This window comes from Dactylosporangium sp. NPDC051484 (assembly GCF_040689395.1).
Lineage (GTDB): Bacteria > Actinomycetota > Actinomycetes > Mycobacteriales > Micromonosporaceae > Dactylosporangium.
In genome coordinates, this window is record NZ_JBFAZX010000003.1 from 478848 (window position 1) to 490819 (window position 11972).

Genomic DNA, 11972 nt, shown 5'->3' on the forward strand with positions numbered 1-11972 from the left:
CCGGTGACCGTCTTGTCAGGTCGCCACCGGCTGAAGCGACGCGACCGCCGGCCGTGAGCGCGGCTCAGGCGGTGATGCGCTCCATGACGCCCATCAGTTCCTCGGCGGTGGCGGGGGACAGGTGCGCGGCGTCGAGATACAGGCTCAGGCGCAGCGTGCCCGGCGCGTCGTCGACGTGCACGAACAGGGGCTCGAACGACGGGGCGTCCTGGGCGGCCACCCAGCGGAACGACGACTCGCCCGGCTCGATCGGCGCCTCGTCACGCCCCGGGCCGCGGCGGTCGTTGAAGTAACAGCCCAGCTCGATGTCGGTGCCGCGCTCGGCGGCCACCCGCGCCACCAGCCCCTCCATGCCCGCGTGGTGGAAGTAGGCGTACTTGTAGGCCGCCATCGTCACGCGGCGGGTGCGCTCCAGCAGCTCGCCGAACGGCGCGCCCGCCGCCTGGATGCTCAGCAGCCCGGCCTGCGCCAGGGTGCACACCACGTCGGCCAGGCCAGGGCGGAAGCGGTTGCTCACCATCGGCCGGATCACCACCGGGTCCACGCCGGTGATCGAGGTGAGCGCGCCCGCGTACGCGGCCAGCAGCACCGTCGACGTGTCCAGGCCGGACCGGGCCGCCCAGCGCCGTGCGGCCAGGCCCAACGCCGGCGAGGTGAACTCGCCGTGCCAGTACCTCGGCGACTCGACCGTCGCGGGGCGCGGGAAGCGGTCCGGCGCCACGGTGCGCAGGATGCCCTCCCAGTACCGCTGGGCCGCCGCGTCGTGCCGCTGCCCCGCCGGGGACGTCTGCCACTGCGCCTGGGCGAGCGGCTGCAGCCCGCGCACCGGCGTCGCGGTGCGCTCGGCCACCTCGGTCAGCATCGTCATCGCCCCGGCGGCATCGGTGACGAAGTGCGACACCAGCACCGCCAGGTGGGTGAGCGCGCCGCCGCTGCGCACGACCGCCATGCGCAGCGGCCACTCGCTGGCGAAGTCCAGCTCCTTGACCCGCCAGCGCTCGCAGACGTCCTCGGCGACCTGGGCTGGGTCGGCGTCGCCCGCGTCGATCATCTCCAGGTCGATCTCGCCGGCCGCGTACACGACCTGGGTCGGCGTGCCGTCGGCGTCGAAGCGCAGCAGGGTGCGCATCGGCTCGTAGCGGCTCATGAGGTATCGCAGCTCGGCCGCGACCTCGTCCACGGTCGTGCCCTCCGATAACGGCTTCACGCCGCCCAGCGGTAGCCACGTTCTCTGCTTGACGATCGCCGACCAGTTCTCGAGCTGGCCCCACGACAGCGGGCCACACCTCGGCGCCCCGCCGGCCGCCCCTTCGCCCTGGAATCCGACGCTGACCCGATCCGGCGCAGCACGCATCGCCGGCCCTCCCATCCATAGTGACGGCAGTGCACGACCTCCCGGCCCGGCCGGCATCGGTGCGCGGCGGGCAGAGGCGACCTGCACAACGTGGCGGGTCGCAGCAGGGCGCATCGGTGTTGGCCGTAGCGTACGAAAGTGCGTTCCCCGGCACCATGCGCCGGATGTACGATTGCGCCATGACTGCCGGGTCGGCCACATACCGTGAGCGGAAGTCGCGCCCGGCCACCGTTTGACCGCCCCGCGGGCCCGCCACCTCCCCCGTACGACCTCAACTGCATGATCCGCGCTGCGAACCGGGACGATTTCGTGGCCCGGCACCGCGTCGGGGACATCGTCGACGGCCTCGTCACCAAGCGCGCGCCCTTCGGCGTGTTCCTCAGGCCCCGGCGTCCGTCGTGTGACGGCCGTCGGGCAGGCGCCGGGTGGCGCCGCGGCGGTGCAGGAACTCCAGCAGCGGTACCGCCACCCGCCGCGTCGTCCCGAGCGCCTGGCGGGCCTCGCTCAGCGTGAACGGCTGTGGCAGTGCGGCGAGGCGCTCGACGGCGGCGTCCGCGGCGCCGGGCAGCAGCACGATGCCGTCGGCGATCCGCAGCAGCAGGCCGGCCTTCGCGGCGGCGCCGAGCTCCTTCGGGCCCAGGCCCAGGGTGGCGAGGCGGTCGCTCTCCGGCGCGGCGAACGGGGCCTCGGCCAGGCCGGCCCGCACGGCGTCGATGGCGCGCCGCAGCCGCTCCGGCAGGCGTTGCCCGGCCCCAATTCGTCCATTGTGGATGGTCAACGGCGGGCTCAGGAGCCGCTCGACGAGCGCGCGGTCGGGCAGGCCGAGGCGGCGGCGGATCGCGTCGACCGGGGGGTCGGGGTCGACGGGGTGCGCCTCGGCGTACCGGCGGACCTCCGACGCCAGGCGCGCGCGCAGCTCGACCTCGTAGACCGGGTCGAGCAGCCAGCCGGCGCCGGGCCCGGGGATGCCCATCCGGGCCAGCTCATCGGCGTGTACCAGGCGCCGGCGGCGCAGCTCGCCGGCGACGTCGGGGCGGCCGTCCATCGTGGACAGTTCCAGCGCCCGGGCGGCGGCCGCGCCGCGACGGCGCAGCTCGGGCGGGGCGACGTCCAGGACGGTGACGCCGCCCGGCACCCGGTGCAGACCCGGGTCGCGCAGCAGGGCCCGGTCGCCGGCGTGCAGCGGCAGGGCCCGGGCCAGGCGCAGGCGCGCGGTGTCGGTGCCCAGCGGGCGCAGCCGCGCCGGAACCGCGGCCGAGCCGATGTGCAGCACCACCGTCGCGGGCAGGCCGGCGACGGGTTCGCCGTGCACCCGCACGTCGACGAGGTCGGTGAACACGAACCGGCCCGGCGAGACCAGCGCGTCGCCGCGGGCCACCGCGGAGCGCTCGACGCCGCGCAGGTTCACCGCCACACGCGCCACCGCGTCCACAGTGGACACCGGCTCGCCGAGCGACTGCAAGCCGCGGACGTGCACCGCCGCGCCGCCCAGCTCCAGGTCGGTATCCGTGGCCAGGCGGCCGACGCCGAGGGTGCCCGTCACGACGGTACCGCTGCCCCGGATGGTGAACGATCGGTCCACCCACAGCCGGACCGGCGCGTCCAGGTCGGGCCGCGGCAGGGCGGCGCCGAGCCGGTCCAGCGCGGCGCGCAGCTCGTCGAGGCCGGCCCCGGTCACCGCGCTGACGGCGACCGCCTCGACGTCGCCGGCCGAGGTCTTCGCCAGCTGCGCCAGGGCCTGCCGGGTGGCCGGCTCCGGGTCGGCCAGGTCGGCGCGGCTCACCACGAGCAGCGCGTGCCGTACGCCGAGCGCGTCCAGGGCCGCCAGGTGCTCGGCGGACTGCGGCTTCCAGCCCTCGTCGGCGGCGACGACGAGCATCGCGGCCGGCACCGGCCCGACCCCGGCGAGCATGTTGGGCACGAACCGCTCGTGCCCCGGCACGTCGACGAACGCGACTGTGGCGCCGGAGGGCAGCCGCGTCCAGGCGAACCCGAGGTCGATCGTCATGCCGCGGCGCCGCTCCTCGGCCCAGCGGTCCGGTTCCATCCCGGTCAGCGCGCGCACCAGCGTCGACTTGCCGTGGTCCACGTGCCCGGCGGTCGCGATCACCCACATGGGCGCTCGGTCTCGTTCTCGGTCTCGTGGTTGTTCTCGTCGCGCTGCTCGGGCACGCGGCGCACGGCGCGTAGGATCGCCGCCGCCACCGTCTTGTCCTCGTCCTCGGGCACACATCGCAGGTCGAGCAGGAGCCGCTGCCGCTCGACCCGCCCGACGACCGGCGGATCGCCGAGCCGCAGCGGCCCGGCCAGCTCCGCCGGCAGCGCCAGCGCGGCCGAGGGCAGCTCCACCTCCGGCGCCCCGCCGCCCCCGACCACCGCGACGGTGTCGACGACCTCCGCGGGAACCCCGTCGAGCGCCTCCCGGACCGCCTCGGCCCGCCGGCGCAGCCGCTCGACCGGCGCCCGCAGCGCGAGCCAGGTCGGCGTCTCGGGCCCGAGCAGCGTCGCCTCCAGCGCGGCGAGCGTGAGCTTGTCGACCCGCAGCGCACGGGCGAGCGGATGCCGCTGCAGAGCCCTGACGAGATCGGCCCGCCCGAGCAGCAGCCCCGCCTGCGGCCCGCCCAGCAGCTTGTCGCCGCTGGCGGTGACGAGGTCGGCGCCGGCTCGCAGTACCGTGGCGGCATCCGGCTCATCGGGCAACAGCGGGTCGGCGTCCAGCAGGCCGGACCCGATGTCGACCACGAGCGGCACCGGCAGCTCCTTGAGCCGCTCGACCGCCACGGCGGAGACGAACCCGCGCTGGTAGAAGTTCGAGGGATGCACCTTGAGGATGAATCCCGTCTGCGACCCGATCACCGCCCGGTAGTCCTCCAGCGAGGTCCGGTTGGTCGTGCCGACCTCACGCAGCCGCGCCCCCGTCGACACCAGCAGATCCGGCAGCCGGAACCCGTCCCCGATCTCGACCAGCTCCCCACGGCTGACCACGATTTCCTTGCCGGCCGCGAGCCCGGTCGCCACCAGCACGAGCGCCGCCGCCCCGTTGTTCAGCACGTGTACGGCCTGAGCCGCCGGCACGGCCTCCGCGAGCGCCCGCATCGCCCCCAGCCCGCGCCGCGCCCGCCGCCCGGACTCCAGATCGAGCTCGACGTCGGTGTGCCCAGCGGCCGCGACGACCGCCTCGACGGCCGCCCCCGACAGTGCCGCCCGGCCAAGATTGGTATGCAGCACCACGCCGGTGGCGTTGAGCACGGGACGCGGCCCGCCACGGCGCTCCAGCCGCCGCAGCACCGCCTCGACCACCGCACCCGGCGCCAGCTCGCCGCGCCGCACCCGGTCGAGCTCCTCACGGACGACGCCCCGAGCCCGGTCCCGCGCGAACGCCGCCAGTCGCGGATCATCGAGCACCGCATCGGTGCGCGGCACGGCCCGTCGCGGATCCACGCGCACCCCTCACCCTCGCTAAACGTGCTGCCGGTTGGAACGTTAGCAGCGGAAACGGTTCCCGCACTCATACCGCGGGCTTTCGTATGCCCCTCCGGCACCACGAGTTCCGCTATTCTTCGCCGGTGATCAAACGGTGGCCAGCTGCGGCCGTGTGGGCGGTGTTCGTCGGCATTTGCGGCGTGTCCTCTGCGCTGACGCTGCGCCGCCCGCAGTTTGACCGCATGGCCGACTTGAGTGTGTACTACGGCGCGGTCCAATGGGCCCGGGCCGGGCGGCCGCTCTATGACTACGCTGCCGACAACGGTGACCCGTTCACCTACCCGCCGTTCGCCGCGATCGTGATGTGGCCCCTGACCGCGCTGCCCCTGCCGTCGGTCCGCGTGCTGTGGCTGGCCGGCACCTGCCTGGCAGTGGCTCTGATCGCCTACGCCATCACCCGGCGCCTCGGCCGCGCCAACCTGTACGCGGCAGCGGCCGCCTGCGTCCTGGCCGTGTCCGCCCCTATCCAAAGCGACTTGAGATTCGGCCAGGTCAGCGTGTTCGTCGTCGTGCTTGCCCTGAGCGACGCGCTGGACCTACTTCCGCCTCGATGGCGCGGAGTGCTCATCGGTATCGCCGCCGCGATCAAGCTGACACCGTTGCTGTTCGTTGTCTACTACCTGATCGCCCGACGTCACCGAGACGCACTTCGATCGATCGCAAGCTTCCTCGCGGCAGGCGCCCTCGCAGCCGCCCTCCTCCCGGCCGACAGCCGGCAATTCTGGACCCACACCATCGCCGCGACCTCCCGCATCGGTGACCTCGCCTCACTCGGCAACCAATCGCTGCACGCGTTGCTGGCGCGTGCCGGGGTCGGCCCCGAACACCGGCTCATCATCTGGGGCGCTCTGGTCAGCCTCATCTGCGGCCTGGCGCTCTGGCGAGCACGACAACTCGCCGACGACGGCCGGCCCGTCCACGCCGCGGTCCTGGTCGGCTGCGCAACCGTCGCCGCATCCCCGGTGTCGTGGACCCATCACCAGGTATGGCCCGTTCTCGCAGGCATGCTGCTCGTCGCGTCCGGGACCGAGACCAAACGAGCGGCCGGCGTGTTCCTGCTGGCCGTCATGACGCTGAGCCTGGCCAACGTCGTTGGCGAGTCAATATCCAACCCCGGCCTTCAATATTTGTTCAGCAATGCCAGAGGCATCGGCGTGATAGCGATCTGCTGCATCGGGTTCGGCGCGGTCGCCCACGGCCGCCTGCGGTTGCCCGCCATGGTCCGGATCAGACGCGCACTGGTCACCGTGCTAGCTGGCGTTGCCATGTTCGCCCTGCTGCCGCTCCCGCCCAGCTATGACCCGGGCCTGCGCACGTACTCGCTGGCCGAGGCTGAGCGGGAGTTCTCCATGACTGAGATCTCCTGCGACGGCGGGCCCTGTGACATGTCGTTCGGCGGACAGCTGGTCGTGAACTACTCGGTCGGGGGTTCCGAGGAGCGCTACGTCGTCAACGGTTGGGTCGCCGACCGGGTTGCCAAACTCGCCGTGCGAACGGCACCGGGGGCCCCGATCCACTTCATCCCGATCATGACGATCGACGGTCAACGGATCTTCTGCTTCGGCGGAACCAACCTCTACTACGGGCAGTTACTCATCTACGACACCGCCGGGCGGCTGATCGAGAACCCGCCCCGGGCCCTGTGGAAATAGCACCTCCGGCATCACCGTGATGATGCGGTTCCGCCACGCCGGGCGACCTTGCGACCGGCGTACCTCTGGATAGGCTTGGCTCGAGGGAGGTGATCTCCATGACCAGATTTCTCATCGAGGGCACCTACACGCACGAGGGACTCCGCGGGATTATGAAGGACGGCGGCAGCGGACGCGTCGAGTCGGTCCGGAAGATGGCCGAGAGCGTCGGCGGGCGTCTCGAGTCCTTCGACTTCTCATTCGGTGATCGGGACACGCATGTGATTTGCGACCTGCCCGACCACAAGGCCGCCGCAGCCGTCGCGCTCGCGATCGGTGCGGCCGGCGGAGCCACCACCAGGACCGTAGTGCTGCTGCGCCCGGAGGAGGTGGACGAGGCGGTGCACAGGGCGGTCGAGTACCGGGCGCCCGGCGTCTGAGCCACCCAGCGGTCCCACATCCCGCGGTGCGCTGGCCCGAGCCGGTTCGCTTGAAGCCCCGGACATCCTCACCAGGAGGAGTCCGGGGCTTCAAGCGAACCGGTGACTCCGCAATATCGTCAGCCGCTGCGTTCCTGCGCCGGGTTAGCCCGTGGAACCGAGATGATGACCGATGTGGCAAAAACGCCAAGACAAAGCCGTTCCGATGGGGGATGCTGCGGCTGTCGATACGTCTTCAGGGCGGCCCTGACGGACCAACAGACCAGGACTATTCTTTGCTTTTGGTCCCAGATCTGCGAGGGGGTCGCCATGCCGGTCGTGCTTGTTACTCAGGGGCCGACTTTCACGCAGGAGCGGTACGAGGAAACTGTCCGGAGGCTCACTGGCGGTAAGAGCCGCGTGGAGACGCCTGCGGACTGGCCCGTCGAGGGCCTGCTGACGCACATCGCCGGAGAGGGCGAACATGGCTTCCGGGTAGTCGACGTGTGGGAGTCCGAGGAGGCTTGCCGTCGATTCGGCGACCGCCTCATGCCGGTCCTGGAGGAAGCCGGCATCAAGGAGGAGCCGGAGATGTACTCGGCGCACACGTTTGTATCGGCCTGAGCCAGACCACATCCACGTCCTGGCCCCGGGTTCGGCAATGCGCATCGCGCCAAGCGGTCGGCCCACACGGGTTCCACCTTCTCGGTCAGACTGATTGTGTGACCGATCGGACCTGGAAGTCGTTCGTGCGGAACCTGGCGGACCGGATCGAGCTGGACGTGATGGCTGTGCTCGACGGGCTGGACCCGGCGCTGCTCGACGCGGTGCCCGAGCCCGGCACCAACTCGATCGGATGGCTCCTATGGCACCTGACCCGAAGCCATGACCGGAACGTGAGCGAGTTGCATGGTCAGGCCCAGCTCTGGGTGGCCGACGGATGGCACGCTCGGTTCGGCCGGCCAGGGGATCCTGACGAGACGGGCTATCGGCATACGCCCGCGCAGGTGGCGTCCTTCCATAGCCCGGAGCCGGCGGTCGTCGCCGCGTACCACCGTGCGGTGGTTGCGAGGTTCCACGCCTACCTGGACGCCGCGCCGGCCGGAGAACCGGCGCGACTGGCTATCAGCCCTACGCTCGGCAATGCCGTGCCGGTTCAGGAGCGGCTGGTCGGGGTGCTCGTCGAAGGGCTCGAGCACGTCGGCCAGGCGGCCCTCCTCCGCGGTCTGCTCCAACGCCGCGCGGGTGTGGCCAGTGAGTAAGCCTTCCTGTCTCGCTGGTTGGCGGAGGCGGACGGGAATCGAACCCGCCTGGCCCGGATTCCGGACCACACCGGTTTTGAAGACCGGGAGGAGCACCAGCCGCCCACACGCCTCCGCCGTCACCATAGCCTGCTCATCCGGGCCTGCCTGACGCGCTACCGTGGTTACGCTCGAACTGTGACGTACGCCGAGGTCAACGGGGTTTCGTTGTGGTACGAAGAGCAGGGCGAGGGTGAGCCGCTGATCCTGCTGCACGGCGGGTTCTGGACCATCGAGATGTTCGGGCCGTTGCTGCCGGCGCTGGCCGCCCGTCGGCGGGTGATCGCCGTCGAGCTGCAGGGGCACGGGCACACGCCGGCCGTCGATCGGCCGTTGCGGTACGAGACGCTTGGCGATGATGTGGCGGCGTTGATTCGCCACCTGGGCCTGGTCCGGGCGGACGTGATGGGCTACTCGCTGGGCGCCGGCGCGGCGCTGCGGACGGCGATGCAGCACCCGGACCAGGTGCGCCGCCTGATCGTGGTCTCCGCGCCGATGCGGCGGTTGGGGTGGTTCCCGGAGGTTCCTGGCGATTCTGCCCGGCCGCACGCACTACGACGTGACCGCCGCACCCTGTCTGCCGGCTCTGGTCGAGGAGTTCCTCTCGGCTCCCGAATGAGGCGCGCTCAGCCGTCGATGCGGTGCGTGGTCCAGAACGATGCCAGGCTCGTCGAGCCCGCGGCCGACTGGGCGGCCGCCTTGAAGTCGGCGACGGTGGACACGCCGTACCAGTGGGACTGGGCGTAGGAGCTCATCAGGCTGGTCATTTTCGTGTCGCCCAGGGTGCGGCGCAGGTCGTGCAGGGCGCACCTGCCGTAGCCGTAGACGACGGTGGAGTACCGGCTGGAATGGGCGTCCCAGTAGACCATCGAGCTCGTCAGGCGCTCGCTGGAGGACTGCCACGTCACCGAGTTCCAGCAGTTCGCGCCGGTCCGGCCGAAGTACAGGTCGGTGGCGTAGTCGGTGAAGGCCTCGTCCAGCCACGGCGTGGTGTACTCGTCGTCGCCGACGATCCCGTAGAACCACTGGTGGGCGAGCTCGTGCGCGAGCGCGGTGCTGGAGACGACGTCGAGCACGAAGCCGGGGTATTCCATGCCGCCGAACCAGAAGTTGTTGTCCAGCACGACGTCGGCCTCGCCGTACGGGTAGGCGCCGAACCGCGCCGAGTGCGCGTCGAGGGCGTTCTGCGCGGTGGTGAGCATCGACTGGGCGCTGCTGGAGCTGATGGCGCTGGTGCGGTACACGTTGACTCGGTAACCGCCGGCGGAGACGCCGGTGGTCTTCGTGAACGGGCCGGCGGCCCAGGCGAAGTCGCGGACCTGCGGGGCGACCGCGTGGGTCACGGTGCGGCCGGTCGCGCCCGGCGTGTCGGTGGACGTCCCGGTCGCCGGCACGGCCAGCGCGGTGGGGTGGTCCAGCGTGACGTCGAAGTCGCTGATGAGGCTGTAGAAGGACTCGCCGTTGTTCGTGTACGGGTCGAGGTGCCAGCCGGTCCCGTCGCGCACGGCCAGGACGGGCAGGGCGTTGCCGATGAAGTTGTACGCCCCGTCGCGCCCGAACCGGTCGGCCCCGCTCGGCACCGTGATGCCCAGGTCGAACCCGATGGCGGCGGAGGCGTTCTGGACCAGCGGCGCCGGCAGCGTGACCTTGAGGGCGGTGCAGCCGACGGTGGGCGCCCCAGCCGAACCGCCGGTCAGGTTGCTCACCGTGATCGGCGTGCCGGACGGGCAGGTGCCGTGGTAGTTGTCCCACAGCCGCAGGTAGACCTCGCTCAGCGCCGCCGGCGAGGTGTTGGTGAAGGTGACCGACTCGTGGCCGGTCCACGCGGCGCCGGTGCTGTCGCTGGTGAGCGTGACGGTGTACTGGGCCAGGCCCGGGGTTCGGGTCGTATCGGGCGCGGCGAGCGCGGCGTGCGCTGCGGGGGCGAACGCCCCGACGGCGACGGCGACAACGGTGGCGATCACGGCGGTGAACGCGGTCCGGACGCGGATGCTCATCGTGTTTTCCCTTCGTGGGGGTGCGGCCAGCATCCCGATATGCACTCATCGATGTCAATGTGGCGATACCCGAGCCGAACCCTTGACGTCCAAGGGGCGGGTGTTGGTAGCGTGCGATTGAGAGAGCGCTCTCTATATCGAACCTCACTGCGCCCGCCGGGTCCGCGGCCGATCCGCCATCGGCCCCTCAATCGTGCGGCCGGTCGGGCGCATCGCCCACGAGGAGAGCCATGCAGACCTCCGATCAGCAGGACCGGCGCCCGCCGCGCCGGACCAAGGGCTGGGCCGCCGGCGTCACCGCCGCGGCGACACTCGCCCTGGTTGGCATCACCGCCGTCGCCTACGCCGGCACCGCCGACCGGGCCGCGGCGGGCACGCAGACCGCGCGGCTGGCCGCCGCGGCCGCGCCCGCCCCGCCGCCGGGCTTCACCCTGACCTGGAGCGACGACTTCACCGGCGCCGCGGGCACGGGCGTGAACACCGGCACGTGGAAGTACGACACCGGGCCCGGCGGCAGCTTCGGCACCGGCGAGATCGAGACCATGACCAACAGCACCGCCAACGTGTTCCAGGACGGCAACGGGCACCTGGTGCTGCGGGCCCTGCACTCCGGCACCGACCCGCGGGCGGGCTGGACGTCCGGGCGCATCGAGACCCAGGCGGCCACGTTCGGCGCCGACGCGGGCGACGTGGTGCGCATGGAGTCCTCGATCCAGCAGCCCAACGTGACGACCGCCAACGGCGCCGGATACTGGCCGGCGTTCTGGATGCTCGGCTCGACGCTGCGCACGGGCACCCCGTGGCCGACCAGCGGTGAGATCGACATCCTGGAGGACATCAACGGGCGCAGCTCGGTGTTCGGGACGCTGCACTGCGGCACCAACCCCGGCGGCGCCTGCAACGAGTCGACGGGTCTCGGCAGCGGCGAGCGCGCGTGCGCGGGCTGCCAGACCGGGTACCACACCTACGCCGTGGAGATCGACCGGTCCAAGTCGCCGGAGGAGATCCGCTGGTATCTCGACGGCGCCAACTACTTCACGCTGCCCGCCACCCGCGTGGACGCGACGACGTGGAACAACGCCGTGCACCACCCGTTCTTCATCATCTACGACCTGGCGATGGGCGGCGGCTTTCCCGACGCGTTCGGCGGCGGTCCGAATGCCGGCACCATCTCCGGCGCCCAGATGAACATCGACTGGGTGGCCGTCTACAACAAGAAGGGCGGCGGCACCACCACCCCGCCGCCGGGCAGCAACATCTCCCAGGGCAGACCGACCACGGCGTCCTCCACCGAGAACGCCACCCTCGGCGCGGGCAACGCGACCGACGGTAACACCGGCACCCGCTGGTCGAGCGCCTTCAGCGACCCGCAGTGGCTGCAGGTCGACCTCGGCGCCACGCACAGCATCAGCAAGGTGACGCTGAACTGGGAGGCCGCGTACGCGAAGGCGTTCCAGATCCAGACGTCGCCGGACGGCACCAACTGGACCAGCGTCTACAGCACGACCACGGGCACGGGCGGCAACCAGACGCTCAACGTCACCGGCTCGGGACGGTACGTGCGGGTCTACGGCACCCAGCGGGCCACCGTCTACGGCTACTCGCTGTGGGAGTTCCAGGTGTACGGCAGCTGACCGCCGCCGTGCGAACGGGCGCCGGGCCCATCGCCCGGCGCCCAGCCTGGTCAGCACCGCCCTCGTCGCCCCCGCCGAGCGGCACCGGTCCACCGGCCCAGGCCACCCCCGCCGCCGGGAACTCGGCCCGCGGCGCCGTCACGCGCCGGGGTC

At 71.7% G+C, this 11972-nt stretch carries 9 protein-coding genes, 1 tRNA gene and 1 pseudogene; 6 read left to right on the forward strand and 5 right to left on the reverse strand.

Annotation, left to right across the window (positions count from 1 at the left end; all coding sequences use genetic code 11):
- Positions 1-64 precede the first annotated feature (64 nt).
- The 3 genes from AB0367_RS08465 to selA all read right to left on the reverse strand — a co-directional run bounded on the left by AB0367_RS08465 (position 65) and on the right by selA (position 4801).
- Complete coding sequence (locus AB0367_RS08465; protein WP_366225558.1) at positions 65-1354, reverse strand: condensation domain-containing protein; 1290 nt, start codon at positions 1352-1354, stop codon at positions 65-67.
- A 379-nt stretch (positions 1355-1733) separates the two neighbouring features.
- Positions 1734-3470, reverse strand: coding sequence for a selenocysteine-specific translation elongation factor (gene selB / locus AB0367_RS08470; RefSeq protein ID WP_366225559.1), 1737 nt, complete (start codon positions 3468-3470; stop codon positions 1734-1736).
- Positions 3461-4801 carry an L-seryl-tRNA(Sec) selenium transferase gene (selA, locus tag AB0367_RS08475; RefSeq protein WP_366225560.1) on the reverse strand — a complete coding sequence of 447 codons (1341 nt, stop codon included), beginning with the start codon at positions 4799-4801 and terminating at the stop codon, positions 3461-3463. Before selA ends, selB begins: the two co-directional genes overlap by 10 nt.
- A 218-nt stretch (positions 4802-5019) precedes the next feature.
- Between selA and AB0367_RS08480 the strand changes: the two genes are divergently transcribed.
- The 4 genes from AB0367_RS08480 to AB0367_RS08495 all read left to right on the forward strand — a co-directional run bounded on the left by AB0367_RS08480 (position 5020) and on the right by AB0367_RS08495 (position 8149).
- The gene (locus AB0367_RS08480) at positions 5020-6489 is read left to right on the forward strand and encodes a glycosyltransferase 87 family protein (protein ID WP_366225561.1); all 1470 of its coding nucleotides are present in this window, start codon (positions 5020-5022) and stop codon (positions 6487-6489) included.
- Between the two features lie 98 nt (positions 6490-6587).
- Complete coding sequence (locus tag AB0367_RS08485) at positions 6588-6908, forward strand: GYD domain-containing protein (protein ID WP_366225562.1); 321 nt, start codon at positions 6588-6590, stop codon at positions 6906-6908.
- Positions 6909-7307: 399 nt separating this feature from the next.
- Positions 7308-7511 (forward strand): hypothetical protein, encoded by a 204-nt coding sequence (locus AB0367_RS08490; RefSeq protein ID WP_366225564.1) that lies wholly within the window; start codon positions 7308-7310, stop codon positions 7509-7511.
- Between the two features lie 98 nt (positions 7512-7609).
- The gene (locus AB0367_RS08495) at positions 7610-8149 is read left to right on the forward strand and encodes a DinB family protein (RefSeq protein ID WP_366225565.1); all 540 of its coding nucleotides are present in this window, start codon (positions 7610-7612) and stop codon (positions 8147-8149) included.
- A 19-nt stretch (positions 8150-8168) separates the two neighbouring features.
- On the opposite strand, the gene AB0367_RS08500 is transcribed toward AB0367_RS08495, so the two are convergent.
- A tRNA-Sec gene (locus AB0367_RS08500) sits at positions 8169-8264 on the reverse strand.
- A gap of 62 nt (positions 8265-8326) precedes the next feature.
- Here AB0367_RS08500 and AB0367_RS08505 point away from each other — a divergent pair.
- Positions 8327-8935 (forward strand): alpha/beta hydrolase, encoded by a 609-nt coding sequence (locus tag AB0367_RS08505; RefSeq protein WP_366225566.1) that lies wholly within the window; start codon positions 8327-8329, stop codon positions 8933-8935.
- On the opposite strand, the pseudogene AB0367_RS08510 reads toward AB0367_RS08505, so the two are convergent.
- A pseudogene (locus AB0367_RS08510) lies at positions 8896-10218 on the reverse strand (M1 family metallopeptidase); the annotation flags it as partial. The gene AB0367_RS08505 and the pseudogene AB0367_RS08510 sit on opposite strands and share 40 nt — an antisense overlap.
- A gap of 197 nt (positions 10219-10415) precedes the next feature.
- Between AB0367_RS08510 and AB0367_RS08515 the strand changes: the two are divergent.
- On the forward strand, positions 10416-11819 hold the full coding sequence (locus AB0367_RS08515; protein ID WP_366225567.1) for a discoidin domain-containing protein: 1404 nt from the start codon (positions 10416-10418) through the stop codon (positions 11817-11819).
- The last annotated feature ends 153 nt before the right edge of the window (positions 11820-11972 follow it).

Bases quoted from the DNA above. Each gene is read 5' to 3' on its own strand.
- selB (WP_366225559.1), bottom strand. From the start codon at position 3,470: ATGTGGGTGATCGCGACCGCCGGGCACGTGGACCACGGCAAGTCGACG.
- AB0367_RS08485 (WP_366225562.1), top strand. From the start codon at position 6,588: ATGACCAGATTTCTCATCGAGGGCACCTACACGCACGAGGGACTCCGC.
- AB0367_RS08480 (WP_366225561.1), top strand. From the start codon at position 5,020: ATGGCCGACTTGAGTGTGTACTACGGCGCGGTCCAATGGGCCCGGGCC.
- AB0367_RS08515 (WP_366225567.1), top strand. From the start codon at position 10,416: ATGCAGACCTCCGATCAGCAGGACCGGCGCCCGCCGCGCCGGACCAAG.
- AB0367_RS08465 (WP_366225558.1), bottom strand. From the start codon at position 1,354: ATGCGTGCTGCGCCGGATCGGGTCAGCGTCGGATTCCAGGGCGAAGGG.